24 protein-coding genes and 1 pseudogene are annotated in these 25,386 nt (G+C 56.7%); 10 read left to right on the forward strand and 15 right to left on the reverse strand.

What is annotated here, in order from left to right; genetic code table 11:
- Positions 1-75 precede the first annotated feature (75 nt).
- The 5 genes from AQ1_RS07150 to AQ1_RS07165 form a co-directional block, all read right to left on the reverse strand.
- Positions 76-1,497, reverse strand: a complete 1,422-nt coding sequence (locus AQ1_RS07150; RefSeq protein WP_042085834.1) for an NAD(P)(+) transhydrogenase (Re/Si-specific) subunit beta — start codon at positions 1,495-1,497, stop codon at positions 76-78.
- Positions 1,498-1,507: 10 nt separating this feature from the next.
- Entirely contained in the window at positions 1,508-1,843 is a 336-nt protein-coding gene (locus AQ1_RS07155; protein WP_281300255.1) for an NAD(P) transhydrogenase subunit alpha part 2, read from the reverse strand.
- A gap of 13 nt (positions 1,844-1,856) precedes the next feature.
- Complete coding sequence (locus tag AQ1_RS07160; protein ID WP_042085836.1) at positions 1,857-2,999, reverse strand: Re/Si-specific NAD(P)(+) transhydrogenase subunit alpha; 1,143 nt, start codon at positions 2,997-2,999, stop codon at positions 1,857-1,859.
- A gap of 68 nt (positions 3,000-3,067) precedes the next feature.
- Positions 3,068-3,214: a hypothetical protein gene (locus tag AQ1_RS15285; protein ID WP_161760483.1), complete on the reverse strand. Its 147-nt coding sequence runs from the start codon at positions 3,212-3,214 to the stop codon at positions 3,068-3,070.
- Between the two features lie 153 nt (positions 3,215-3,367).
- The gene (locus AQ1_RS07165; protein ID WP_042086087.1) at positions 3,368-4,708 is read right to left on the reverse strand and encodes an ABC1 kinase family protein; all 1,341 of its coding nucleotides are present in this window, start codon (positions 4,706-4,708) and stop codon (positions 3,368-3,370) included.
- 202 nt (positions 4,709-4,910) lie between these two features.
- Between AQ1_RS07165 and AQ1_RS07170 the strand changes: the two genes are divergently transcribed.
- A complete protein-coding gene (locus AQ1_RS07170) occupies positions 4,911-6,374 on the forward strand; it encodes a sigma-54-dependent transcriptional regulator (protein ID WP_042085838.1) in 1,464 nt (487 codons plus the stop codon).
- A 96-nt stretch (positions 6,375-6,470) separates the two neighbouring features.
- Positions 6,471-7,361, forward strand: coding sequence for a glutamate racemase (locus tag AQ1_RS07175; RefSeq protein ID WP_042085839.1), 891 nt, complete (start codon positions 6,471-6,473; stop codon positions 7,359-7,361).
- Here AQ1_RS07175 and AQ1_RS07180 read toward each other — a convergent pair.
- Complete coding sequence (locus AQ1_RS07180) at positions 7,341-7,619, reverse strand: DUF2312 domain-containing protein (protein WP_042086089.1); 279 nt, start codon at positions 7,617-7,619, stop codon at positions 7,341-7,343. The genes AQ1_RS07175 and AQ1_RS07180 overlap by 21 nt on opposite strands.
- Positions 7,620-7,957: 338 nt before the next feature.
- Here AQ1_RS07180 and AQ1_RS07185 point away from each other — a divergent pair, with 338 nt between their 5' ends.
- The 4 genes from AQ1_RS07185 to AQ1_RS07200 are packed head-to-tail and all read left to right on the forward strand — an operon-like array spanning position 7,958 to position 10,458.
- Positions 7,958-8,233 carry a BufA1 family periplasmic bufferin-type metallophore gene (locus AQ1_RS07185; protein WP_042085841.1) on the forward strand — a complete coding sequence of 92 codons (276 nt, stop codon included), beginning with the start codon at positions 7,958-7,960 and terminating at the stop codon, positions 8,231-8,233.
- 38 nt (positions 8,234-8,271) lie between these two features.
- A complete protein-coding gene (gene bufB, locus AQ1_RS07190) occupies positions 8,272-9,141 on the forward strand; it encodes an MNIO family bufferin maturase (RefSeq protein WP_042085843.1) in 870 nt (289 codons plus the stop codon).
- A complete protein-coding gene (locus AQ1_RS07195; RefSeq protein ID WP_042085845.1) occupies positions 9,134-9,946 on the forward strand; it encodes an HvfC/BufC N-terminal domain-containing protein in 813 nt (270 codons plus the stop codon). Before bufB ends, AQ1_RS07195 begins: the two co-directional genes overlap by 8 nt.
- 26 nt (positions 9,947-9,972) lie before the next feature.
- On the forward strand, positions 9,973-10,458 hold the full coding sequence (locus tag AQ1_RS07200) for a DoxX family protein (RefSeq protein ID WP_081837157.1): 486 nt from the start codon (positions 9,973-9,975) through the stop codon (positions 10,456-10,458).
- A gap of 36 nt (positions 10,459-10,494) precedes the next feature.
- Here AQ1_RS07200 and AQ1_RS07205 read toward each other — a convergent pair whose 3' ends face one another.
- Entirely contained in the window at positions 10,495-10,815 is a 321-nt protein-coding gene (locus AQ1_RS07205) for a DUF1244 domain-containing protein (protein WP_042085849.1), read from the reverse strand.
- A 34-nt stretch (positions 10,816-10,849) separates the two neighbouring features.
- Positions 10,850-11,611 (reverse strand): prepilin peptidase, encoded by a 762-nt coding sequence (locus AQ1_RS07210; protein ID WP_042085851.1) that lies wholly within the window; start codon positions 11,609-11,611, stop codon positions 10,850-10,852.
- 202 nt (positions 11,612-11,813) lie between these two features.
- On the opposite strand from AQ1_RS07210, the gene AQ1_RS07215 reads away from it, so the two are divergent.
- Entirely contained in the window at positions 11,814-12,740 is a 927-nt protein-coding gene (locus AQ1_RS07215) for an N-formylglutamate amidohydrolase (RefSeq protein ID WP_042085853.1), read from the forward strand.
- A 136-nt stretch (positions 12,741-12,876) separates the two neighbouring features.
- The gene (gene acs / locus AQ1_RS07220; protein ID WP_042085854.1) at positions 12,877-14,832 is read left to right on the forward strand and encodes an acetate--CoA ligase; all 1,956 of its coding nucleotides are present in this window, start codon (positions 12,877-12,879) and stop codon (positions 14,830-14,832) included.
- Between the two features lie 13 nt (positions 14,833-14,845).
- Here acs and AQ1_RS07225 read toward each other — a convergent pair whose 3' ends face one another.
- Positions 14,846-16,642, reverse strand: coding sequence for a sodium:solute symporter family protein (locus tag AQ1_RS07225; protein WP_042085856.1), 1,797 nt, complete (start codon positions 16,640-16,642; stop codon positions 14,846-14,848).
- A 173-nt stretch (positions 16,643-16,815) separates the two neighbouring features.
- Positions 16,816-17,088 (reverse strand): annotated as a pseudogene (locus tag AQ1_RS15120) (DUF4212 domain-containing protein); the annotation flags it as partial.
- A gap of 203 nt (positions 17,089-17,291) precedes the next feature.
- Between AQ1_RS15120 and AQ1_RS07235 the strand changes: the two are divergent.
- Positions 17,292-18,989 carry an ABC transporter permease gene (locus AQ1_RS07235; protein WP_042085858.1) on the forward strand — a complete coding sequence of 566 codons (1,698 nt, stop codon included), beginning with the start codon at positions 17,292-17,294 and terminating at the stop codon, positions 18,987-18,989.
- A gap of 35 nt (positions 18,990-19,024) precedes the next feature.
- Positions 19,025-20,065: a Fe(3+) ABC transporter substrate-binding protein gene (locus AQ1_RS07240; protein WP_052371086.1), complete on the forward strand. Its 1,041-nt coding sequence runs from the start codon at positions 19,025-19,027 to the stop codon at positions 20,063-20,065.
- Positions 20,066-20,084: 19 nt separating this feature from the next.
- Here the strand turns inward: AQ1_RS07240 and AQ1_RS07245 are convergent, their stop codons facing one another.
- The 5 genes from AQ1_RS07245 to AQ1_RS07265 form a co-directional block, all read right to left on the reverse strand.
- Entirely contained in the window at positions 20,085-21,164 is a 1,080-nt protein-coding gene (locus AQ1_RS07245; protein WP_152550401.1) for a M48 family metalloprotease, read from the reverse strand.
- A gap of 37 nt (positions 21,165-21,201) precedes the next feature.
- Entirely contained in the window at positions 21,202-22,713 is a 1,512-nt protein-coding gene (locus tag AQ1_RS07250; protein ID WP_042085861.1) for an FMN-binding glutamate synthase family protein, read from the reverse strand.
- A 134-nt stretch (positions 22,714-22,847) separates the two neighbouring features.
- Positions 22,848-23,048, reverse strand: a complete 201-nt coding sequence (locus tag AQ1_RS07255; protein ID WP_152550402.1) for a hypothetical protein — start codon at positions 23,046-23,048, stop codon at positions 22,848-22,850.
- A 17-nt stretch (positions 23,049-23,065) separates the two neighbouring features.
- A complete protein-coding gene (gene nadA, locus AQ1_RS07260) occupies positions 23,066-24,115 on the reverse strand; it encodes a quinolinate synthase NadA (protein WP_042085865.1) in 1,050 nt (349 codons plus the stop codon).
- Between the two features lie 142 nt (positions 24,116-24,257).
- Positions 24,258-25,175, reverse strand: a complete 918-nt coding sequence (locus AQ1_RS07265) for an MBL fold metallo-hydrolase (RefSeq protein ID WP_042085866.1) — start codon at positions 25,173-25,175, stop codon at positions 24,258-24,260.
- Between the last annotated feature and the right edge of the window lie 211 nt (positions 25,176-25,386).

The following is a 25,386-nucleotide window of genomic DNA, read 5'->3' on the forward strand; positions in this document are numbered from 1 at the left end:
GCCCGGGATGACGAAAAAGGGGCCCGGGATGACGAAAAAGGGGGCCGGGATGAGGACACCCACCCCGGCCATTTTTCACAGATTGCGGATGATTTCTTCCACCATCTTCTTGGCATCGGCGAACAGCATCATGGTATTGTCGCGCCAGAAGAGTTCATTATCCACCCCGGCATAGCCACTGCCCAATGAGCGTTTGACGAACAGCACCGTTTTCGCCTTTTCCACATCTAAAATGGGCATCCCATAGATGGGGCTTGTGGGATCGGTTTTGGCAATCGGATTGGTGACATCATTGGCCCCGATAACAAAAGCCACATCGGCGGTTTGAAAGGCATTATTGATGTCTTCAAGCTCGAACACCTCGTCATAAGGGACATTGGCTTCGGCCAGCAGCACATTCATATGGCCCGGCATCCGCCCGGCCACCGGATGAATGGCGTATTTCACGCTTACCCCTTCGGCCTTCAGGGCATCGGCCATTTCCCGCACCGCATGCTGGGCTTGCGCCACCGCGAGACCATAGCCCGGAACGATGATCACCGAACCGGCATTTTTCAAGATGAAGGCGGCATCCTCAGCCGAGCCGGATTTGACCGGGCGATCGGGCCGCGCGCCCTTGATCCCGCCCGCCTCATCACCGCCAAAGCCACCCGCAATGACCGAGATGAAGGAACGGTTCATGCCTTTGCACATGATATAGCTTAGGATCGCCCCCGAAGAGCCAACCAAAGCCCCGGTCACGATCAGGGCATTATTGCCAAGGGTAAAACCGATCCCCGCCGCCGCCCAGCCGGAATAGCTGTTGAGCATGGACACCACCACCGGCATGTCCGCCCCGCCAATCGGCACGATGAGCAAAAATCCGATCACGAAGCTGAGGCCGATGATAGTCCACATCAAATGGCCGCCGCCCGAGGCCGCGCCCTCGCTGAAGGCAAAAGCGATGATCAGGCCAATGATCGACAGGCCGATCAGGGCATTGATCAGATGCCGCCCCGGCAGGATGATCGGCGCGCCCGACATCGTGCCCTGCAATTTCAAAAAAGCGATGATCGAGCCGGAAAAGGTGATCGCGCCAATCGCCGCACCAAGGCTCATTTCAATGCGACTGGCGGCAAAAATCCGCCCCATCTCATCAACAATGCCGAATGAGCCGGGATTGAGAAAAGCCGCCGCCGCCACCAGAACCGCCGCCAGGCCCACAAGACTGTGGAATGCGGCCACAAGCTGGGGCATCGCGGTCATGGCGATCCGGCGGGCGATCACCAGCCCCACGCCACCGCCCAGCACAATCGCCGCAAGCACCGGCCATAAGCCAAAAGCAAAAACATCGGGGCGGGAAACGGTGGCCACCACCGCGATCAGCATCCCGATCATCCCATAAACATTGCCCTGGCGCGATGTTTCAGGATTCGACAGCCCACGCAGGGCCATGATGAAAAGCACTGCGGCAACAAGATAGGCCACCGCCGTCAGATCGATGAACTGCTGGTTCATATCCCCACCCTCATTTCTTTTCTTTTTTCTTGTACATCGACAGCATCCGCGCGGTGACGGCAAAGCCGCCAAAGATATTCACCGATGCAAGCGCAATCGCCGCCAGCCCCAGCCATGTGGCCAGATGCATCCCTTCGCCCCCCACCGCGATGATCGCCCCCACGATGATCACCGAGGAAATGGCATTGGTCACACTCATCAAGGGCGTGTGCAGGGCGGGGGTCACGCTCCACACCACATAATAGCCGACAAAAACAGCCAGCACGAAAATGGAAAGCTGCTGCACAATCGGGCTGGTGGTCGCAGCGCTTGCGCCTGCGGCCGCCATCATAACGGTTTCAAACATGGAACATTCCCCTTCAGGCGGCGGATTTGAGCTGTGGATGGATGATCTCGCCATCCTGCGTTACCAAAGATGCGCGAATGATTTCATCCTCTTGATCGAGTTTGAGCGCCCCCCCTTCCTGATCAACAAGGGGGGTGAGATAATTGAGCAGATTCTTGGCATAAAGGGTGGAGGCATCGGTCGCCACCAAAGAGGGCAAATTGCGATGTCCCACAAGGATCACCCCATCTTTATGGATGATTTCCCCGGGCTTTGAGCCTTCGCAATTGCCGCCCATCTCAACGGCCATATCAACGATCACCGAGCCCGGTTTCATGGTCGCCAACATTTCAGCGCTCACCAGCTTTGGTGCCGGGCGGCCGGGGATCAAGGCCGTGGTGATCACGATATCCTGCTTTTTGATGGTTTCCGCAATCAGGGCCGCCTGTTTTTGCTTATAGGCATCGCTCATTTCCTTGGCATAGCCGCCTTCGGTTTCAGCGTTTTTGGCCTCGTCATCATCAACCATGACAAATTTTGCGCCCAGGCTTTCCACCTGTTCCTTCGCTGCCAGACGCACATCGGTGGCGGAGACAATCGCCCCCAACCGCCGCGCCGTAGCAATCGCCTGCAATCCGGCAACGCCGGCGCCCATCACCAGCACGCGCGCCGGGGCGATGGTGCCCGCCGCAGTCATCATCATGGGAAAAGCGCGGGTGAAAAAGCGCGCCCCTTCCAGAACCGCTTTATAGCCTGCCAGATTGGCCTGCGACGACAAAACATCCATGGATTGCGCCCGGGTGATGCGGGGCACCAGTTCCAAAGCCACGGCCCGGATTCCAGCCTTGGCATAGGCTTCGATCCGGGGCTTTTCGCCAAAAGGATTGAGCAGCCCCAGCATCAAGGCCCCGGCTTTCACGCCGTCAAGGCTATCGGCATCGAGGCCGCGCACGCTCAAAATCACCTCGGCATCGGCCAGCGCTTTGGCCAGGTTTTCGGCAATCGTGGCCCCGGCTTCGCGAAAGGCGCTGTCGGTGAGGGATGCGGCGGTCCCTGCCCCCTTTTCCACATGCACATCAAAGCCCAGTGCCGTTAGCTTCTTCACCGATTCGGGCGATGCCGCCACGCGCTTTTCATCGGCAGTGGTTTCTTTTACGATACAAAGCTTGAGTGTCACGGTCGCCAGTCCTCCTCATGATCGCCTAAAGACTATCGCCAACAGGATGCGCGCAGATCAATCCAGCCCTAAAGCAGCAGCAAAGCGAGCAAAGCCAGGGCAATGAGATGCCCCGCTGCCAGCCAGAATAAAAAGGTTCCAAAGCGGCTGAATTGCACTTCCTTGTCGCGTTCAAAATCAGATTTTTGTGCTTCATCCTCAGTCATCGACGCCATAAGCCCCTCCAACATATTGGTTCATCACAATCAGCAAGTACAAAGACCATAGCAAAGCCCGGCTATGAGCACAAAATGCAAATGATGCTGCGCCGCAAAAGAAACGATATGACAAAAATCGCCATATTCAACCCTTAAAAACATAGATGAGGCTCAAAGGCCCGCTTCGGCTAAGGCGCGGGCCTGCCGGATGGCCAGACTTTCCACCGAAAAATCTTCGATGATCCCTTGGAAAAGCTGATACCAATTCACCTCGGCCCGCAAATGCAAAAAGACCCCGCCAAGGCCGATGGCCGCGCGATCCATGAACACAAATTCCCGGGGCGGGGTGACGGGGCCCAGTTCTTTCAGCTTTTTATGCACTTTTGCCGCGGTTTCGGCACCATATTGGCCGGGCTGTTCGGCGGCATTGATCAGCCGGGGGCGATCTTCCATCAAGGGCGCATAGAGAAAAGTTGCCCAGATATTGAGCACATCGATCAATTCGTCACTGAGATTTTGAAATCCCCAGCTTTCATAGGCATGGGCGGCCAGATCGCGATCCCCATCGCGCAAAGCCCGGTACAGATCGATCACCCCGCCCACAAATGCCGGGGGAAACACCCGAACACAGCCAAAATCCAGCAGATTGATGGCGAGATCATCCCGCGCCGTATAATTGCCCAGATGGGGATCGCCATGGATCACCCCATAGCGATGAAAAGGAATGTACCAGGCCCGAAACAGATGGATCGCCAAACGGTTGCGCGTTTCCAGATCGGCATCCTTGAAGTGCAAAAGCGGGGAGCCCTGAAGCCAGCCCATGGTAAGCAGCCGATCGGTGGATAAATCGGGATAAAGGGCGGGCACATGCACCTGCGGTTCATCGGCGAGCATGGCACGATAAAGGGTGATGTGCCGGGCCTCGCGCCCATAATCCAATTCTTCGCGCAGGCGGGCGGCCAGTTCCTCGCGAATATGGCGGGTATCGATGGAACGATCATAGCGTTTGTAAAGGGAAAGCAGCCAATCGAGCTGCGCCAGATCAGCCTCCACCGTGCTCGCCATATCAGGATATTGCAGCTTCACCGCCAGATCCTCGCCCCCCGGCCCGATGGCCCGATGCACCTGCCCCAAAGAAGCGGCGGCACAGGCTTCGCGTTCGAAAGATTGGAAGCGTTCGCTCCATCCCGACCCCAATTCGGCGCGCATTCTGCGTTTCACAAATTGCGCCCCCATCGATGGCGCCTGGGCCTGCAATTGCGCCAGTTCGGCCGCCATATCCCGGGGCAGAGCATCGGGGATGGTGGATAAAATCTGGGCAATCTTCATCACCGGCCCCTTCAGGCTGCCCAGCGCCTGCCGCAGATCGGCCCCCAAAGCCTGCTGATCCACCGCCCGGCCAAGCATCCGGCCACTGGCCATCCGCGCCCCAACACCCCCCATGGAACGCCCCACCCGGGCATAACGCCCCACCCGCGCGCTCAATCTGTTTCTTTCCGTGTCATCCGTCATGATGGGGCCTGTTTCTAAAGGAGAGGGCAAGAGGAAATGCGGCTTTGGATATGTGGCATGATCGGGGCTTTAAAACCAGCATACGCCGTTCATCTGTGGTCGGATCGCAGGCAATCAAACCCTTTTTTAAGATTTGTCCCGATATGATACAAATCTTTCCTGCGCATCCCGAACGAGGGCTGCGCCAAGCGCGGTGCAGCTTATGAACGAAACGATCCTTATCGTTGATGATGAGCCGACCCAGCGGCATCTTTTGACCGCCATGATCGCCCGATCAGGCCATCATGTTGAAAATGCGGGGGACGGATCAGAAGCCGTGGCGCGGATCGATGACCCCGAAAAACCGGCCATCGCCTGTGTCATTCTGGATATGCAGATGCCGGGGATGAACGGATTGGATGTGCTGCAAGCGGTGCGCCCCCGCCATCCCCACCTGCCGGTGATCATTCTCACCGCCCATTCCGGGGTCAGCCGGGTGGTGGAAGCCATGAAAGCCGGAGCCAGCGATTTCATCGTCAAGCCCGCCAGCGCTGAACGCCTGCGCACCGCCATCGATAGTGCGCTCAGCCATGTGAGCATGACCGGCGAACTGCCCCATATCAAACCATCGCAAAAAGATTTTCCCGGTTTTGAAAATATGGTGGGGGAAAGCCCGCCCTTTCTCGATGCCATCCGATTGGGCCGGAAAGCCGCCGCCGTCTCGATCCCGGTTTTGATCGAAGGGCCATCGGGTGTGGGAAAGGAAATCTTTGCCCGGGCCATTCATCAGGCCAGCAATCGCAAGGCCAAACCCTTCATCACCGTCAATTGCGGGGCGATCCCTGAAAATCTGGTGGAAAGCATTTTATTCGGCCATGAAAAAGGGGCCTTCACCGGCGCTAGCGACCGCCATATCGGCAAATTTCAGGAAGCCTCGGGCGGCACGCTGTTCCTTGATGAGGTGGGGGAATTGCCCCTTGATGTGCAGGTCAAGCTTTTACGTGTTTTGCAGGAAAATGAAGTGGACCCCATCGGCGCCGCGCGCCCGGTGCCCGTGGATATCCGGCTGATTTCCGCCACCAATCGCCATATGGCCGCGCTGGTTGAAGATGGCCATGTGCGCGAAGATCTGTTCTACCGGCTCAATGTTTTCCCCCTGACCATCCCCGCCTTGCAGGATCGGGCCGGGGATATTCCCCTGCTGGCCCGGCATTTCGTGGGACAGATCGCCCGCGCGGAAAATCTCGAGGAAAAACCCTTGTCGGCGGATGCCATGGCGCTGCTTTCACAAGCCTCATGGCCGGGCAATATCCGCCAATTACAAAATGCCGTGTTTCTGGCGATGGTGATGAGCGATGGGCCGGAATTGACCGCCGATGATTTCCCGCAATTGCACCCGGCCAGCCCAACCGCCCCCAAAACCGCAGCGGAAAAAGCCCCGCACAATCCGCCCACAGACCGACATCCCGAACCATCGACCCCGGCTTTTTCGATCAATCTGCTCGATCATAGCGGCAGCCTTCGCCCCTTGGCCGATCTGGAAGCCGAGATCATCGCCGCCGCCATTCGGCTTCATGATGGCAGGCTTTCTGAAATCGCCCGGCGTTTGGGCATTGGCCGCTCTACGCTTTACCGACGTCTGGATGAATTGGGCTTATCGAAAGACCCTGAAAAATTATCCCGATGATCTTTTTCAGGCCCGATCATGATTTTTGCCTTAAATGCACCCAAAATCAGCCTATGCTGAAGCATCGTTCTTCTGTGGAACCGAAAGTCTTGTGCTGTGATTGGTGTTTTTGATAGCGGCTCGGGTGGCCTCACCATCCTGCAGGCCTTGCGCGAAACCCTGCCCGAGCGCGATTTTCTCTATGTCGGCGATCACGCCCGCGCCCCTTATGGCGAACGAGAAGGGGCCGAGGTGCATGAATTCACCCGCCAGGCGGTGGATTATCTTTTAGGGCAAAATTGCCGATTGATCATTTTAGCCTGCAATACCGCTGCCGCCGTGGCCCTGCGCCCCCTGCAACAGGGATGGCTCGCCCAAACCGCCCCCCATGCCCGGGTTTTGGGGGTGCATGTGCCTTTGGTGGAAAGCATCACCGGGCTGGGCTGGAATGCCCCTGTCAATCCCGTTGCCGACCATGGCGCGATCTGCACAAATGAAGCCAAACCACGCACCTTAGGCATTTTCGCCACCCCGCGTACGGTGACCTCCGGCGCCTTTAAAACCGAGATCAAATCCCGCGCCCCTGCTATCCATGTGCTGCAACAGCCCTGCCCCGGGCTGGCCGATGCCATCGAAGCCCATGCCCCCGATGAGCGGATCGAAGCTTTGGTGCGTGGCTATGTGGATCAGTTAATGGCGCAGCCGGGGGCCGATGCCATCGACAGCGTGGCGCTGGCCTGCACCCATTATCCTTTTGCTTTAAAGCAATTTCGCGCGGCCCTATCGCCTGCCATCGCCATCCATACCCAACCCCGGATGGTGGCGCTGGCCTTGGCGAATTATCTCAAACGCCATCCCGATATCGATGATCGGGGCGCGGGCCATCTGCGGCTTTTAACAAGCACCGATCCGCTCCATCTCAATGGGCTCGCCTCACGTCTGCCGGCCGAACTGCGCCGGTTTGAAGCCTTGCCCGCGCCCCTTGGCTCAGGCGTCCTCTTCGCTTGACGGGGCAGCCGATCCACCTTCCAAAGCGTGCATATACACATCGAGCAGGGCTTCGAGCTCTTCGCGCTCATGGCGTTCCATTTTTCTGATCCGCACCACCTGGCGCATGATTTTCGGATCAAAGCCGGATGATTTGGCCTCCGCGTACACATCCTTGATATCGTCGGCGATCCCCTTCTTTTCTTCTTCCAAACGCTCGATTCGTTCAATGAAAGAACGCAGAATATCGCCTGCTATTCCGCCTGCATTGGTCGCCATGAAGGGAATCTCCTGATGAGGGGCTTTGCCATTTACGGCCAGAAAGGATCGCTGCCGATCCCATAATGGCGGGGGACCATAGCGACATGGCCAAAGACATGCAATGCCATGCATAAAACGCGTTCATGATGAGGTACAAAGAGGCGACTTGAAGTCTTTGTGAGAACAGGCATTTTACTGCTGACAACAATGTGAAATCGATTCCTCTTCAACTTCGGCCCCTAACACCTTAGTTTAACACTGTGTCGGAGCAAAGGGATTGCGTGCCCTTTGCCATACCCGGCAACAGATAACCTGATAATCAGGTTTGATATGCCTATTATATTGGAGAAGATCTTATGAAAACGCTGACGTCAAAAGCCACCACACTCGCCCTTGCCGGTGCGCTTGCCGCCGCCGTTTCCGCCACCACCGTGCAGGCTCAGGATTGGGCCAAGAAGGCCGAAAAATGCTATGGCGTTGCCAAAGCCGGCCAGAATGATTGCAAAGCCGGTCCCGGCACTTCATGCCAGGGCACGTCTAAAGTGGATGGCCAGGAAAATGCATGGATGTTCGTTCCTAAAGGCGTGTGCGACAAGCTGGCCGGTGGCAGCCTGACTGAGCCCAAAGCCTGAGGCCATTGATGCCTTTGGCACAACAGCCTGACAAACCGATGCCGCATCGCGCTGGCATCGGTTTGAAAGTCGAGCATTATCGGGACGTTCTGAACGGACGTCCCGATCTCGGTTTTTTCGAGGTTCATCCCGAAAATTATATGCTTGCGGGCGGTCCGCGCCTTCAGGCTCTTCAGGCCATTCGCGCCCATTATCCCCTCAGCCTCCATGGTGTGGGGGCGTCATTGGGATCGAAAGATCCGGTGGATCGCGATCATCTTGATCGCCTCAAGGCCCTGCAGGATAGGTTCGAGCCTTTTGTGGTCTCCGAACATTTATCCTGGAGCCGCTTTGAAGATCATTTCCTGTCAGATCTGCTGCCCCTGCCCCTCACCCGCGATGCTTTGGCGGCCATGGCGGCCAATGTGGGCCGGATGCAGGATGCCCTTGGCCGCACGATTCTGATTGAAAATCCATCCACCTATCTTGAATTTACCCATGCCGAGATGAGCGAGCCGGACTTTTTAAGTGAACTGGTGAAGGAAACCGGCTGCGGGCTGCTTTTGGATATCAATAATATCCATGTGTGCGCCAGCAATCACGGCTTTGATCCCCATGCCTATCTGGCGGCCATCCCCGGTTCTGCCATCGGCGAAATTCATATGGCGGGCCATGCCATTGATCGCTATGGCGCGCGGGATATTCGGATCGATACCCATGGGGCACCGATCTGCGATGATGTCTGGGCGCTTTATGATCATGCCATCGGGCTTTTCGGCCCACGCCCCACCTTGATCGAACGCGATGACAATCTGCCGCCCTTCGCTGATCTTCTGGCCGAAGCCCAAAAGGCCGAACGCATCATGGCGGGCAAGGCATCCCCCTCTTTCAAACAGCCCGACCATTTGGCTGAGGCGAATCATGGCTGAAACCGGGTCTTTAGCGGCTGTGCAATCGGCTTTTGCCGCTGCCCTTGAAGGGCGTGGAGATGACGCCATTGCAGCGATGATCAAACCGATGGATGGGGTGCCCGCGGGCATCCAGCTCGATATTTATCGCAATAATATCCACGCTGCCCTCACCCGGTCCTGTCAGGGGCTGTATCCGGCCCTTCATGCCCTTGTGGGCGAAGGCTTTTTCCACCAGATGATGCGCGATTATCATCGCCTGCACCGCCCAGCACATGGGCGCATGGTGGATTATGGCCATGATCTGCCAGCGTTTTTGGAAAGCGATGATTTTCGCAATCGCTATGAAGCGGCCAACCGCCATCCCTATTTTGCCGATATCGCCCGGCTCGAACTCGCCAGTTTCAAAATGCTCAGCGCCCCCGAAATGGCCCCGCTTGACCCTGCCTTTCTGGCCAACATCCCCCCGCAAGATGTGGAATCCCTGCGTTTTGATCTGGCCCCTTATGCCTGCCTTCTGGCCAGCCCCTGGCCTGTTCTTGATATCTATAAAATGGCCATGGCGGCGGCTGAGGGCGATGATAGCGTCAACGCGCCCGCCCTTGCCGATAATCCTGCCCGCCTGCTGATTATCCGACTTCACGGAGATGTTGAGATTATCCCCTTGTCCTATGGGGACTTCTCGTTTCTCATGAGCCTCGATGCCGGGGCGGCTCTGGGCGAAAGTGCGGCGGCCGCCTTTGCATCACAAAATGATTTCGATCTTTCTTCAGTCCTTAGCCAAGCGCTATCAATGGGTGTTTTTGCATCCTTCACGGAAAAATAACCCGTGTCATCATCAGGAGACCGCATATGACCAACTCGCACATGGGCTCAGACAGCCTTGTGAATAAAGCCCGATCCGCCTATGGCCTGTTCAATCTCACCCCCGAATGGCTGGTTTTGCTGGTGGCCCGCATCGCCATCATCCACACATTCTGGTCATCGGCCAGCAACAAGCTGGCAGGTGTTTTTGAACTGAAGCCTTTTCAGGCCATGCTGTTTGAAAGCGAATTCGGCATGCCCTTCCCCGAGGTTACGGCTTTATTGGCGGGCTGGGCGGAATATGCTTTGCCTTTCCTTTTGCTGATCGGGCTGGCCAGCCGCCTTGCCGCTGCGGGCATTTTGTTCATGACCCTGCTGATCCAGTTTTATGTGTTCTGGAGTGCCGATGATTTTTGGGTGATGATGCTGCAAACTCACATTTTCTGGGCCGTGCCCATGCTGGTCATCATGAAATATGGCGCTGGCAGCCTGTCTGTTGATGCCCTTTTGAAGAAGACCGTGTTCGCCCGCTGAGCCGCTTTTTTTCCTGAAAACGATCGGGCCGGGGGTTTAAAATCCCCGGCCTTCGTTTTTCTTCAGGCTTTCGGCCATCAATGCAAGCTGGGCTTCGCTGGCCGGCGTTTGATGGCGCTGTTTCCATTCGGCGGGCGACATGCCGTAAATTGCGGTGCGGGCCGCCTCCTTATCCATGGGATGCCCCATATCCGCCGCCGCTTCGGCGTACCAATCCGCCAGACAATTGCGGCAAAAGCCGCTTTGGCCCATCATGTCCACATTCTGCACATCCGTGCGATGGCGCAAATGCTGCACCAGCTTGCGAAAGGCTGCGGCCTCCATCTTTTCACGCTGCTGTTGGGTGGGATTGCTCATTCACACTCTCCTCTTTCTCTTGCTTTGATCCTGCTTAAAACCCGCCAAAAAACCTTTGGCCATAGAGCCATAATAGCCAGAAAGACAGGGCAATGAAGGGGCCAAAGGGAATGGCATCCCCCGCCCCCAGATGATGCCCGCGCAGCCTTTGCCCCAGCACATAAAAAAGCCCGGAAAGGCTGGCGAGCAACAGCACATAAGGCAAAGCCTGCCAGCCCATCCACGCCCCGGCGGCAGCCAGCAATTTGGCATCCCCAAGGCCCAGACCCTCGCGCCCCCGCAGATGGCGATAGGCAAAAGCAATCCCCGCAAGAAGGCCATAGCCCACCATCGCCCCCAAGGCCGCCGAAAGCAGATCCACCGGCCCGATAAAGGCCGCCACAAAAAGCCCCATCAGGATCAAAGGCAGGGTCAGCAGATCGGGCAAAAAGAAATGCCGGGCATCGATCACCGCAAGGGTCAGCAGAATCAGCCCCAGAAACAGGGTGGCCAGGGATGATAACCCCCAGCCCATCGCCAAACCTGATTGGGCGGCAATCAGCAGGGCCAAAAGCTCGAAAATCAGCGTATGGCGGGGAATGGGGGTGCCGCAGGTGCGGCAGCGCCCGCGCAATATCAGAAAGGAAAGGATCGGCACCAGATCATAGGCTGCCAAGGGGGTGCCGCAGGTTCGGCAGGCCGAACGCACCATGGCCACCGGCTCATCCCGCGGCAGGCGATCCGCCAACAGAGCAAAAAAACTGCCCAAAAAGGGCGCAATGAAAAGCCCTGAAAGGCCCCAATGAGGCTCAATCACATCCTATCGCCCGTATCCTAAAGCCCGTATCGGGGTTGCCTTCACATGCCATCACCAGGCCTCATCACATAAAAAACGGCAAGGAAATGCACCGCAATCAGATTGTGCCTGTTGCATCCTGATGCTGCAATGGGCAAAACTGCGAGGGTCGCCAAGTTTGCTTTTGTCATGATCTTCACCGCTCAACAAGGCCCAAGCCTTTATGACATCTGAACCCTCTGGCCTTTATCCGGCGCCTTATCGCCTTGTTCGCCCGGCCTTCAAGGCTGGCCCTTTTCTGTGCGCATCGCCCCATAGCGGCCGCTATTATCCCGATGATTTCAAGCGTGCCTCGCGCCTTGATGAAATGCTGTTGCGGCGCTCGGAAGATTTTCATGTGGATGAGCTGTTTCAACTGGCCCCGGATTTTGGCGCGCCTTTGCTTATGGCCCATTATCCCCGCGCCTATGTGGATCTCAATCGCGCGGAAAACGAGCTTGATCCCCTGCTGATCCGCGATCCCCTGCCCCAAAGCAGCGCCATGATCAGCGAACGGGTGGCCGCGGGTCTTGGCACTTTGGCCCGGGTCGTGGCCATCGGGATGCCGATCTATCACAAGCCCTTATCGCTGGCCGAAGCCAAAGCCCGCATCGCACGCATTCACACCCCCTATCATCAGGCCTTGGATGCGCTTTTATCTGCCGCCCACAAGCATCATGGCTGGTCCGTGTTGCTCGATTGTCATTCCATGCCCTCAAAACCCCTGCGGGCGGGCGAGGGCGATCAGCATGGCTTTGATGCTGATATTGTTTTGGGGGATTGCCATGGCACAAGCTGTGATCCCCGCCTGATCAACCGGGCTGAGGACATCCTCCATGATCTGGGCTATCGGGTGGCCCGCAATGATCCCTATGCCGGGGGCTATTGCACCCAGCATCATGGCCGCCCCCATGAGGGCCGCCATGCTTTGCAGATCGAGATTAATCGCGGCCTTTATATGGATGAGATCAGGCTACTGAAAAAGCCCGCTTTCGAGGTTGTGGCCGCCGATATGGGGCGTTTGTTAAAGGGGCTTTTCAGCCTTGATCTGGGCCATGCCAATACGGCCCTGGGCGAAAGTGGCCCCCCCCGCCATCTGGCCGCCGAATGATCCCATCGGTATCATGAACATAAGGTCATCCCCGCGCCGCTTGCAGCCCCGGCCTCGTCTATGCCATCAAGGGCAGATAAAGCCTTTGGGCATAAAAACTGGATCAGGTTCCATTTTTGGGTAGCAGGAGCATGTCATGACACAAGAAAAAACCGAGCAGGATCAAACACGCTTTCCGGTGCCTCAAACATTGGCGCAATCCGCCCGGTGCAATGCGGATGATTATCAAAGGCTTTATCGTGCCTCTATCGATGATCCTGATGGCTTTTGGCGTGAACAGGGGCAACGCCTGCAATGGGAAACCCCCTATACCCAAGTGAAAAACACCTGCTTTGATGGTGATGTCTCGATCAAATGGTTCGAGGATGGCACCCTCAATGCCAGCGTCAATTGCATCGATCGCCATCTGCCCGAAAAAGCCAATGATATTGCCCTGATCTGGGAAGGCGATAATCCCGCCTATCACCATGCCATCACCTATGGCCAGCTTCATGATCATGTCTGCCGCTTTGCCAATGTCTTGAAAAATATGGGCGTCAAAAAAGGGGATCGGGTCACCATCTATATGCCGATGATCCCCGAAACGGCCTATGCCATGCTCGCCTGTGCCCGTATCGGGGCTGTTCATTCCGTTGTTTTTGCGGGTTTTTCTGCAGAAGCTTTGGCCAATCGGATCAAGGATTGCGATAGCCAATGGGCGATCACCGCCGATGAAGGCGTGCGCGCCGGAAAATCCATTCCTTTGAAGAACAATCTCGATGAGGCCGCCCGCTCCTGTCCCGGGCTGAAAGCGGTTTTAGCGGTGCGCCATACCGGGGCCACGGTTTCATGGGTGGATGGCCGCGATTATTGGTATCATGAAGCGGCGCTGAAGGTGGACAGCCGGTGCGAACCGGTAGTGATGAACGCCGAAGATCCCCTGTTCATCCTTTACACATCCGGCTCCACCGGTAAGCCGAAAGGTGTGCTGCACACCACCGGCGGCTATCTTTTATGGGCTTCGATCACCCATGATTATGTGTTTGATTATCAGCCGGGCGAGATTTACTGGTGCGCCGCCGATGTGGGCTGGGTCACCGGCCACAGCTATATCATCTATGGACCGCTGGCCAATGGCGCCACCAGCCTGATGTTTGAAGGCGTGCCCACCTGGCCCGATGTGGATCGTTTCTGGCAGATCATCAACAAGCACAAGGTGAATATCTTCTACACCGCCCCCACCGCCCTGCGCGCCCTGATGCGCGAAGGCGATGCCCCGGTGGAGCGCCATGATCTATCCTCGCTGCGGATTTTGGGATCGGTGGGCGAGCCGATCAATCCTGAAGCCTGGCTGTGGTATCATCGCGTGGTGGGCAAAGGCCGGTGCCCGATTGTGGATACATGGTGGCAAACCGAAACCGGCGGCATGATGATCACCCCCCTGCCCGGCGCCACGGATCTGAAACCCGGCTCGGCCACCCGGCCCTTTTTCGGGGTGAAACCCGCCCTTGTGGATGCCGAGGGCCAGATCATCGAAGGCGCGGGGGCCGGTAATCTGGTGATCACCGATAGCTGGCCGGGGCAGGCGCGGACGCTTTATGGCGATCATGAACGCTTCATCCAAACCTATTTCAGCGCCTATCCCGGCACCTATTTCACCGGCGATGGCTGCAAACGCGATGCGGATGGCTATTATTGGATCACCGGCCGGGTTGATGATGTGATCAATGTTTCAGGCCATCGCATGGGCACCGCCGAGGTGGAAAGCGCCCTAGTCGCCCATCATCTGGTTGCGGAAGCGGCAGTGGTGGGCTTTCCCCATGATGTGAAAGGCCAGGGCATTTATTGCTATGTGACCCTGAATGCCGGACTGGAGCCCACGGAAGATCTGGCCAGGGAATTGCGCCAATGGGTGCGTAAGGATATTGGCCCCATCGCCACCCCCGATCATATTCATTTCACCCCATCCCTGCCGAAAACCCGATCCGGCAAGATCATGCGGCGTATTTTGCGCAAAATCGCGGAGAATGATTTTTCAAATCTGGGTGATACCTCCACCCTTGCCGATCCTTCGGTGGTGGATAGCCTGATCGAAGGCCGCCAGATCCGCTGAGCACATGGGAATTTTATGAGCTTTCATCGGCAGGATGGCGCATGGCATGGGCCCCGGCATAGCCGCTGGGCAGGCGGATATCATTCACCAGATCATTGATCTCGGCGGGGGGCGGGGCGGTGAAATGGCTAACGCTTATGGCCATGGCAAAATTCACCAGCATCCCGATGATCCCGATGCCTTCGGGGGAGATGCCGAAAAGCCAGTGGGCGGCGCTGTTCCATTCCGGCATCACGAATTTGAAAAACAGGATATAGCCAAAGGTGAAAAGAAGGCCGCTGATCATGCCGGCAATCGCCCCCTCGCGGTTCATCCGCTTGGTGAAAATGCCCATGAAAATCACCGGAAACAGGGATGCCGCCGCCAAGCCAAAGGCAAAGGCCACAACTTCGGCCACAAATCCCGGCGGATTGATCCCCAGATAACCCGCCACCAATATGGCCGTAGCCGCCGAAAGCCGGGCAAACATCAGTTCCTGCCTGTCGGTCATATCCGGCAGGAATGTCTTTTTCATCAGATCATGGCTCACCGCCGATGAAATCACCAATAAAAGCCCGGCTGCGGTGGATAAAGCCGCCGCCAATCCGCCCGCCGCCACAAGGGCGATCACCCAGGGTGGAAGCTGGGCTATTTCGGGGTTCGCCAGCACCATGATATCGCGATCCACATAGATTTCATTGGGGCTATCGGATGGATTGGCGGTCAGCCGCTCCCCCCATTGGCCGCGCTGGTCATCTTTATAAAGGGGCGCGCCCTCAAAAGCCTCGCCAGCCCGATATTGGATGATCCCATCCTCATTTTTATCATGCCATGCAATCAGCCCCATATTTTCCCAATTCCCAAGCCAGAAGGGGGCCTTTTCATAGGGCTGCTCATTCACCTGATCGATGAAATTGATCCGGGCAAAGGCCCCCACCGCAGGCGCCGTGGTATAAAGCAGGGCGATAAAAAACAGCGCCCAGCCCGCAGAAAGCCGGGCATCCGATGCCTTGGGCACGGTGAAAAACCGCACGATCACATGGGGCAACCCCGCCGTTCCCACCATCAGCGCGGCGGTGATGGCCATCATATCGATCATCGATTTGCTGCCGCTGGTATAGGGCGCAAAACCCAGATCAACCAGGGTTTGATCCAGCTTTTGTAAAACCCATAGCCCCGATCCATCGGCCATCTGGGCCCCCAGCCCGATTTGTGGCACCGGCTGGCCGCTGATCAGGATCGACATGAAAATGGCGGGCACCAGATAGGCAAAAATCAGCACGCAATATTGCGCAACCTGGGTATAGGTCACCCCTTTCATGCCGCCCATCACCGCATAGAAAAAAACCACGCCCATGCCGATCAGCACGCCATAGGTGATATCCACTTCCAGAAAGCGCGAGAAAACCACGCCTACCCCGCGCATCTGCCCGGCCACATAGGTAAAGGAAATAAAGATCAAGCAGATCACCGCCACCACCCGCGCCGTGCGGGAATAATAGCGGGTGCCCACAAAATCGGGCACGGTGAACTGACCGAATTTTCGCAGATAAGGGGCAAGAAGCAGGGCCAGCAAAACATAGCCGCCGGTCCATCCCATCAGATAAACCGAGCCATCATAGCCCGCAAAGGCAATGATCCCGGCCATCGAGATGAAAGAGGCCGCGCTCATCCAATCGGCAGCCGTGGCCATGCCATTGACCACCGGATGAACGCCGCCACCCGCCACATAAAAATCTTTGGTGCTTCCCGCCCGGCTCCAGATGGCAATGCCGATATAAAGGGCAAAGCTGAGGCTAACGGTGATGATGATCAGGGTTTGCGTTTCCATAAGCTTTAATGTGATCCCCTTACATTCGGGCCAGATTCTGCCGGGCCAGATTCTGCCGGGCCAGATTCTGCCGGGCCAGATTCTGCCGGGCCAGATTCTGCCGGGCCAGATTCTGCCGGGCCAGATTCTGCCGGGCCAGATTCTGCCGGGCCAGATTCTGCCGGACGAGATTTTTCAGGATGAGAAAACTGCCGTTCCAGCCTGTTCATCCGCCGCACATAATAAAGCACAAGCCCCAGAAACACATAAATTGCCCCTTGCTGGGAAAACCAGAAACCAAGCTTGAAACCAAAAAATTGAATGTGATTAAGGGGTTCGACAAACACAATCCCCGCGCCAAAGGATGCGATAAACCAGATCGCCATCAGCTTTGCCAAAAGGGAAATATTCGCCGCCCAATAGTGATTGATGCGGCTGTCTGAGAGGGATAAATCCCTGCTATGCATTTGCTTTTCCCCCATGATCCGGCTCGATATCTGTTTCTTTCCAAAAAACCATAACCTGATTTTCCATGATTTCAAAAAAATGATTCCGCCGCCCAAAATCAATCGATCTTGCACATGGTTCGCATTTTCCTCTTGGGCGCGGGCAAAGGCATCGGCTATGGATTGCTTTTAATCCGTCGTCAGATCCACGCGCCCTTGAAGGGATGATTGCCGTGTCGCGCTTTTTCAGCCTCAATCTGTTTTTGCTGACAGGCGTGCTGCTGCTGATCGGTTTGCCGGTGGCGGTGGTGGTGGGGCATCTGTTTTTGCCCGGCGGGGAAAGCTGGTCTTATCTGAGCGAGACGGTTTTGCCGCGCTATGTGATGAACTCGCTGATTTTGGTGCTCATGGTGGGCTTTGGTACCTTTTTGATCGGCACCGGGGCGGCATGGCTTGTAACCATCTATGAATTTCCCGGTCGGCGCTTTTTTGAATGGGCGATGATCCTGCCTTTGGCCGCACCGGCTTATGTGCTGGCCTATGCCTATACCGATTTTTTGCAGGTCTCGGGCCCGGTGCAAAGCCTGCTGCGTGATCTCACCGGCTTGGGGCCGCGCGATTACTGGTTCCCCCAAATCCGCTCCCTTGGTGGTGCGATCACGGTTTTCATCCTTGCGCTTTATCCTTATGTGTATCTGGCAGGGCGGGCGGCCTTTTTGCAGCAATCGGAATGTGTGGTGGAAGCCAGCCGCACCCTTGGCTGCACCCCATGGGCGGCTTTTCACCGGGTGGCCCTGCCTTTGGCCCGCCCGGCTTTGGCGGCGGGGGTGGCTTTGGCCCTGATGGAAACACTGGCCGATTTCGGGGCGGTCTCCTATTTTGGTGTGCAAAGCTTTACCACGGGCATTTATCGCGCCTGGTTTTCTTTTGGGGATCGGGTTGTGGCGGCGCAATTGGCCAGTTTGCTCCTCGGCTTCGTGGTTTTATTGCTTTTCCTTGAAAAAACCAGCCGACGCGGGGCGCGCTATTACCAAACCAGCCAGAAAATGCGTTCGCTCAATATTCAGCGATTGACCGGGCTGCGCGGATGGCTGGCCGCCTTTTTATGCGCCCTGCCTTTTTTTGCCGGATTCCTGCTGCCGGTTCTGATCCTTTTGCATTTGGCTTATGCGGGCGGCGATGCGCAATTTGGCCATCGCTATCTGGACCTTGCGGAAAAAAGCATCAGCCTTGCCCTGATCACCGCCCTGCTCGCTGTGATGCTGGCTTTACTGATTTCCTATGCCCGGCGCACCGATAGCACCCCCCTTAGCCGCACAACCAGCGCAATTGCCGGTATTGGCTATGCCATTCCCGGCTCGATCATCGCCGTGGGGGTTTTGATCCCCTTTGCGTGGTTCGATAATAAGGTGGATGCATTTTTCCGCAGTAGCTTCGATTATTCCACCGGCCTGTTGCTCACCGGATCGATTGCGGCCCTGATTTTTGCCTATCTGGTGCGGTTTTTGGCTTTGGCCCAGCAAACCACCTGGGCCGGGCTGTTGAAAATCACCCCTTCGATGGATGCCGCCGCCGCAAGCCTTGGGGTGGGCCGGTTCGAAGCTTTGCGCAGGGTGCATATGCCCTTGCTCAAGGCCCCCTTGCTCACGGCCGGATTGCTGGTTTTTGTCGAGGTGATGAAGGAATTGCCCGCCACCTTGATCATGCGCCCGTTCAATTTCGATACACTGGCCGTGCAGGCCCATAATCTGGCTGCCGATGAGCGCCTGGCCGAAGCGGCAACACCGGCGCTGACCATCGTTTTGGTCGGGCTTTTGCCGGTGATCATTCTCACCCGATTGATCAGCCGCTCCCGGCCCGGCCATGCGCCGATGCCGCGCAAACAGCTCTTGAATGCGCCGCCGCCATCCCTTATTAGATAATAATAATTCTTATTTTCACTGGTCAGGAGACGATCATGCGCAGCTTTTTCCAAAATGGGTCAAACCGGCTCGCCGCCGTGATGGGCTTGATGATCCTGCCTTTTCTGATCCCCGATCTGGCCGCGCAAGAGGTGAATATCTATTCCTCGCGTCATTATCAAACTGATGAGCGGCTTTATGAAGATTTTGAAAAAGCCACGGGCATCCGCATCAATCGGCTGGAAGGCGAAGGCGATGCCCTGATCGCCCGGCTGAAACAGGAAGGGCGGAACAGCCCCGCCGATATTCTGCTCACTGTGGATGCCGGGCGCCTGTGGCGAGCCGAAGACGCAGGCCTGTTTCAGCCCATCGCATCCGATGAGCTGACGGCGAAAATTCCCGCGCATCTGCGTCACCCCGATGGCTTGTGGTTTGGCTTTTCATCCCGGGCGCGGATGATTTTCGTCAATCGCGATCTGGCTGATCCCGCCTTGATCACAGGCTATGAAGATCTGGCCGATCCGCGCTGGAAAGGGCAGATCTGCATCCGCTCATCCTCCAATATCTATAATCTATCGCTGATGGCCTCGATGATCGCCCATCATGGTGAGGCGGATGCTTTGGCCTGGGCAAAAGGCGTGGTGGCGAATTTCGCCCGGCCGCCCCAAGGTGGCGATACCGATCAATTACGCGCCGCAGCCGCCGGGGAATGCGCCATAGCGGTGGCCAACAGCTATTATTTCGCCCGCCTGATGCTGTCAGAAGATCAAGCCGATCGCGAAGTCGTCGCCCAATTGGTGCCCATTTTTCCCAATCAGGACGGCCGGGGTACCCATGTCAATATCTCGGGAGCCGGGGTTTTGAAATATGCCCCCCATCAAAAAGAAGCCATTGCCTTTCTCGAGTATCTGGCCAGCGATAGCGCCCAGATTTATTTCGCGGCAGGCAATAATGAATATCCGGTGACCGATGTGGCGATCAATAATGACGCCCTGAAAACCTTGGGCGATTTCAAGGTTGATGATCTGAATGTGGGGCAATTGGGAATCAACCAGCCCACCGCCCAGCGTTTGTTTGATCAGGCGGGCTGGCGCTAGCGCAAATCCGATTGAACGATCAATGGTTAGGTCGCGTCGCTCTTAGTGGTTTGGTCACGTTGCTCTTGGCAAGAAGCGCCATGGCGGCGTTACAGGCCTCTTTGGTATAAGGCAAAACGGCTATGCGTGCCTCAAGCTCGGCATGGGCCGCATCACCGGCGGCGATCTTTGGGAAAAGACTGCCAACGGCGCGCAGCGCCGGGGCGAGCCCGGTCAAATCGAACCCTGCCGCGCGCGCCAAACAATAGCCCACGGCATCCGCCTCTGTTTCAACGCGGTCAAGATTAAGTGCATGGGCAATGGTCACGTCGCGCCATGTTCCGATTGCGGTGACCCCAAAAGGCGCAAGAATGAAGTCGAATAACGATCCGAAGATGTTGGTCAAGGTGACCGGCAGGAAAACCTCAACATTGTGAAAACGTTCGCGGCTTTTTTGGTCGTGACGGAGGAGAAGATGAGCTGCCTCGTGGGCTACGGTAAACGGAAGGGCAGGCTCTATCTCCGGCGTATTGAACAAGGCACGGCTGAAGAAAAACTGGCCGTCATTCTCGCTCGCTGCCGGTCCGCGCGTGTCGCCGATCGACAGCGCGTAAAGGCACGCAGGCAAAAGCAAGCTGCCAGTTGATGGCGCCTTCGGGAGGGCCGAAAATCCCCGATAGGCTGGACCAAGAAGGAAGCGGGCGCTTGCGTCATCAGCGTCCGCGGCAGCAGCGGCGGCCTCTCCTCCCCAGCTATCCGGAAGGGTGAGCGCGTCAGACGAGGCGCGTACCGCAAGGGGAATGCTCTTCTTCATTGATGCTGGGTCTGCGTCTCGCGTCACCACATTCATGGCATAGCCTTGTAAAGGGGGCGGGCAGTGGCTCAGGAAAACCGTTTCGAGCCTCAGCATGAAGCCATGCACGCGGACATAGTCCCGCAAGTCTGCGTCACTGACAGGAGCTTTTGTCGCGGCACTCGCGATGGAGCGCAGATCGGCGTTCGGTGTGCTGCATCCGGCAAGCAGCAGACCAACGCAGGCGACGGCAAAAACCCAGGCGCCGGAGTTGCCGCACCGCGTCTGCGTCACTCTCACCCGCGCCGAAGCCAAGTTGATATCCATGGTCTCAGTCGCACTCAATGGTTCGGTCGCGTCGCCCTTAATGGTTGGGTCGCGTCGCTCCGGGCAAAACATCGGGATAAATCTCGTTCAAAGGCAAAGAGCGGCCATTCTGCATCACGATCCGCGCATGCATCCGCTTCAGGCGGCGCGGCTCAGGCACCCCGCAGCTATGGGCGATGATCCCCACTTCCTTGTGCATATTGCGAATATAATTTGCCACCCTTTGGGATTTGTCCTCAACATCAAGGCCGCGTTGCAGGCGTTTATCGTGGGTCGCGATGCCGGTGGGGCAGGTATTTTTATTGCACTGCATGGCCTGAATACAGCCCAGCGCAAACATGAAGCCCCGGGCCGAAACCACATAATCCGCCCCCATGCATAAAGCCCAGGCCACATCGGCGGGATTGATCAGCTTGCCGGAAGCGATGATCTTGATCCGATCCCGCAATTGATAGCCATTGACCATATCCACCACCATCGGCAGGCTTTCCTGAATGGGCAAGCCCACATAATCCATCAGGCTCATCGGTGCCGCTCCGGTACCGCCCTCGCAGGAATCGATGGTGATGAAATCGGGTGCGGATTGCAGGCCCCGGCGATGGATGGCTTCAAACAGATCATCAAACCATCCATAAGCGCCCACCACGCATTTAAAGCCCACGGGCTTGCCGGTGATATCGCGCATCCGATTGATCAGATCGAGCAACTGATCGGCATTATCGATATCGGGATGGCGATTGGGGCTGATTGAATCTTCGCCCACCGGAATCCCGCGAATCCGGGCGATTTCTTCTGTCACCTTGCCACCCGGCAGAATGCCGCCCTTGCCCGGCTTGGCACCCTGGCTCAGCTTTAATTCGATCATCTTAATCTGCTCATGCGCGCCCAATTCGCGCAATTTCTCCTCGCTCAGCGCGCCATCAGGGGTGCGGGCCCCATATTTGGCGGTGCCCAGTTGAAAGACGATATCCGCCCCGCCCCCCTCATGATAAGGCGACAAGCCCCCCTCGCCAGTATTGAGCCACGCCCCGGCCATGCCGCATCCCGCCGACAGGGCCTTTACCGCCGGTTTTGAAATGGCGCCATAGCTCATGGCCGAAACATTGAACAGGCTGGAGGTGGTATAGGGATGCCGGCACATTCCGGCGCCGATGGTTTCAGCCGAGGTTTCTGCCGCATCGCTTTCCAATGTGGGAAAGGGGCAATTCACAAACAAAACCGAACCCACTGTGTGGATATCCCGGGTCGAGCCAAAGGCGCTGGTGGTATCCTCGTTTTTTGCCGCCTGATACACATAGGTGCGCTGGGATCGGTTAAAGGGCATTTCTTCGCGATCCATGGCAAAGAAATATTGCCGCAGGAAAATGCCCATATGCTCCATCACATAGCGCATCCGCCCAATAACCGGATAATTTCGCCGGATGGCATGGCTGGTTTGGGTGCGATCGATGATATATAAAATCACCACAGCCATAGCCCCAAGGCCGACCGTGAAAATGAACAGGGCCGCCAGAAACAGCAAAGCATCCACAACGAAACCAGATGGCATCACGCACCTCATCATCCAACAAAGAAGGTCATCCTAGGGGATTGCGCCCTGATCGCCCATGCAAGATTTGATGATGTGGGAAAAGCGACGATCAAAGAGCAGTGAGCGCCATGAAACTGCGGGATGCCTGCCGCCTATTTACGCCAGATATCTTGAACGGCACTGAGAAAATAACGCAGAAAATACCAGGCGGCGGCGGCATTCATGGCAATCGCCCCCATCAGCGCCAATTGCAAAATCCAGCCCTCATGGCCCAGCCATCCGCTGCTGGCGAGCAATAAAAGCAGCAATCCCGCGCACAAAAACAGGGCCGCGCGCATCATCAGCCGCATCATGCCGGGTTCCAGAACCTTCACGCCGGCAACCGCCCATCTTCATCGGCTATAGCAACATTTGAAACATCCGTGGCCGGAGCGGATTTGGGGCTCATCTCAAGCATCTTTTGCAAGGGCTTCAGGGCTTTCAGCCGCACATCCTCGGGCAGTTGGATTTGCGGCTGCAGATCGCGCAGGGCCACATAAAGCTTTTCCAAACTGTTCATCGCCATGAAGGGGCACATATTGCAATTGCAATTACCATCCGCCCCCGGCGCGCCGATGAAAATCTTATCGGGCTGGGCTTTTTGCATCTGATGAATGATATGGGGTTCGGTGGCCACGATGATCGTGCGGGCCGGGCTTTCACTGGCAAATTTCAAAATCGCGCTGGTGGATCCCACTTGATCGGCCAGATCAAGAATATGGGCCGGACATTCAGGATGCGCCGCCACCGGGGCATCGGGATGGGCGGCTTTCAGCTTGATCAATTCCTGTTCGCTGAAGCGTTCATGAACGATGCAACTCCCCGGCCATAAAAGCATATCCCGGCCCGTGATGCGCGACAGATAGGCCCCCAGATGGCGATCCGGGGCAAACAGGATTTTCTGCTCAAGGGGGATCTGGCGAATGATCGCCTCGGCATTGGATGAGGTGACGATGATATCGGTTTCCGCCTTCACCGCCGCCGAGCAATTGATATAGGTGAGCGCCAGATGATCGGGATGAGCCCGGCGGAAGGCCGCAAATTCGGCTGGCGGGCAGCTGTCTTCAAGGCTGCACCCGGCGCGCATATCCGGCAGCACCACGGTTTTTTGGGGCGACAGGATTTTCGCCACCTCGGCCATGAATCGCACCCCGCAAAAAGCGATCACATCCGCCTGCGTTGCCGCCGCCCGGCGCGAAAGATCAAGGCTATCGCCCACGAAATCGGCAATATCCTGGATCGCCGGGTCCTGATAATAATGAGCCAAAATCACCGCCTTGCGTTCATGGCGCAGGCGATCAATTTCCGCCTCGATATCGATCGAGGGATCGATCAGCGGCTGTGGAGAGGGCTGAAACGGATCAAAGACGACATCATCCATGGCAATTCATTCCATTTGGCTTGGTGCTGAAATTTGTCACAGGCACCGGCTTTTATCCTGATATAAGAAAAATATTGGAAAATTGCAGGGGGGAGGCGGTGATTTCCCACTCTCTCAGACTTTCCAGACCGCTCTCATTTGTTCATACAAAAAAGCGACCGCTTTGGTCAAATAATCCCTCAAATTTGATGATTTTGCGATCAGCCAGATCCACCAAATGCGCCAGAACCGATCTTTGGGCCGCCGGATAAAGCCGGGGATCAAGATCGGCATAAAGGCCTGCGACGATCTCCTCCACCCCGCAGGGCTTGTTTTCCACGTAACCGATGATCCCTTTTTCGCGATCAATCCGGTGCTGGATCAGCCCCGATATATGCGCGCGCGGCTGCAGGACCGGCGGGCCATGGGTAGGCCATAAAATCGCGGCATTGCAATCCTTGATAAGGTGCAAGGAGCGCATATAGCGGCCCATATCGCCATCGGGGGGCGAAATCACACTGGTGGACCAGCCCATGATATGATCGCCGGTAAAAATAGCGTTTTCCGCCATCAGGGCAAAGCACAGATGATTGGATGTGTGCCCCGGGGTCCACAGGGCTTTCAAGGTCCACCCCCCGCCCCTGATCTCGTCCCCATCAGCCAGATGATGATCGGGCACGAAATCGACATCAGCGCCTTCTTCGCCCGCACCCCCCACCAAACCGGCAGGCAGATCATCCCGCGCCGCCGTGCCATGGCGGCCCAAGCCATAGCAGGGCGCGCCGGTCCGTTCCTGCAATAAACGCGCGCCGGGGCTGTGATCGCGATGGGTATGGGTGATCAGGATATGGCTCACCCGGGCCGCCCCCACCGCATGGAGGATGGCATCGATATGGTCGGGATCATCCGGGCCGGGATCGATTACCGCCAATTGTTCATCACCAATCAGATAGGTGCCCGTGCCGCTATAGGTGAAGGGCCCCTGATTGGGCGCAATGAGCCGCCGCACCATGGGGCTCATCCGCACCGCCACGCCATGGCGCGGATTGATGAAACGCAGGGCTTTAAAAGCATCTGACATGAAAAAGCTTTCGCATAGGCATGAGAATGGATCAAGCGTGGATAATGCGGGCTTTTTCCCGTGAAAAAATTGTATTCATGCAAAAATGATGGGCATAAATATAAGAATGGATAGCCAAAACTGCATAAATGCGGTTGTATGATGACGGTTGCACTCGTAGAAAACACCTCTTGGGTGCATCATTTTATAAATACATAATTTATGCGTGTAT

The organism is Iodidimonas nitroreducens (assembly GCA_000710935.1).
Classification (GTDB): Bacteria; Pseudomonadota; Alphaproteobacteria; order Sphingomonadales; family Rhodothalassiaceae; genus Iodidimonas; species Iodidimonas nitroreducens.

Excerpts from the sequence above, each read along its gene's own strand:
- AQ1_RS07150 (WP_042085834.1), bottom strand. The coding sequence starts at position 1,497 with ATGAACCAGCAGTTCATCGATCTGACGGCGGTGGCCTATCTTGTTGCC.
- AQ1_RS07155 (WP_281300255.1), bottom strand. The coding sequence starts at position 1,843 with ATGTTTGAAACCGTTATGATGGCGGCCGCAGGCGCAAGCGCTGCGACC.
- AQ1_RS15285 (WP_161760483.1), bottom strand. The coding sequence starts at position 3,214 with ATGGCGTCGATGACTGAGGATGAAGCACAAAAATCTGATTTTGAACGC.
- AQ1_RS07165 (WP_042086087.1), bottom strand. The coding sequence starts at position 4,708 with ATGACGGATGACACGGAAAGAAACAGATTGAGCGCGCGGGTGGGGCGT.
- AQ1_RS07170 (WP_042085838.1), top strand. The coding sequence starts at position 4,911 with ATGAACGAAACGATCCTTATCGTTGATGATGAGCCGACCCAGCGGCAT.
- AQ1_RS07180 (WP_042086089.1), bottom strand. The coding sequence starts at position 7,619 with ATGGCGACCAATGCAGGCGGAATAGCAGGCGATATTCTGCGTTCTTTC.
- AQ1_RS07185 (WP_042085841.1), top strand. The coding sequence starts at position 7,958 with ATGAAAACGCTGACGTCAAAAGCCACCACACTCGCCCTTGCCGGTGCG.
- bufB (WP_042085843.1), top strand. The coding sequence starts at position 8,272 with ATGCCGCATCGCGCTGGCATCGGTTTGAAAGTCGAGCATTATCGGGAC.
- AQ1_RS07195 (WP_042085845.1), top strand. The coding sequence starts at position 9,134 with ATGGCTGAAACCGGGTCTTTAGCGGCTGTGCAATCGGCTTTTGCCGCT.
- AQ1_RS07200 (WP_081837157.1), top strand. The coding sequence starts at position 9,973 with ATGACCAACTCGCACATGGGCTCAGACAGCCTTGTGAATAAAGCCCGA.
- AQ1_RS07205 (WP_042085849.1), bottom strand. The coding sequence starts at position 10,815 with ATGAGCAATCCCACCCAACAGCAGCGTGAAAAGATGGAGGCCGCAGCC.
- AQ1_RS07215 (WP_042085853.1), top strand. The coding sequence starts at position 11,814 with ATGACATCTGAACCCTCTGGCCTTTATCCGGCGCCTTATCGCCTTGTT.
- acs (WP_042085854.1), top strand. The coding sequence starts at position 12,877 with ATGACACAAGAAAAAACCGAGCAGGATCAAACACGCTTTCCGGTGCCT.
- AQ1_RS07225 (WP_042085856.1), bottom strand. The coding sequence starts at position 16,642 with ATGGAAACGCAAACCCTGATCATCATCACCGTTAGCCTCAGCTTTGCC.
- AQ1_RS07235 (WP_042085858.1), top strand. The coding sequence starts at position 17,292 with ATGATTGCCGTGTCGCGCTTTTTCAGCCTCAATCTGTTTTTGCTGACA.
- AQ1_RS07240 (WP_052371086.1), top strand. The coding sequence starts at position 19,025 with ATGCGCAGCTTTTTCCAAAATGGGTCAAACCGGCTCGCCGCCGTGATG.
- AQ1_RS07245 (WP_152550401.1), bottom strand. The coding sequence starts at position 21,164 with ATGGATATCAACTTGGCTTCGGCGCGGGTGAGAGTGACGCAGACGCGG.
- AQ1_RS07250 (WP_042085861.1), bottom strand. The coding sequence starts at position 22,713 with ATGCCATCTGGTTTCGTTGTGGATGCTTTGCTGTTTCTGGCGGCCCTG.
- AQ1_RS07255 (WP_152550402.1), bottom strand. The coding sequence starts at position 23,048 with ATGATGCGGCTGATGATGCGCGCGGCCCTGTTTTTGTGCGCGGGATTG.
- nadA (WP_042085865.1), bottom strand. The coding sequence starts at position 24,115 with ATGGATGATGTCGTCTTTGATCCGTTTCAGCCCTCTCCACAGCCGCTG.
- AQ1_RS07265 (WP_042085866.1), bottom strand. The coding sequence starts at position 25,175 with ATGTCAGATGCTTTTAAAGCCCTGCGTTTCATCAATCCGCGCCATGGC.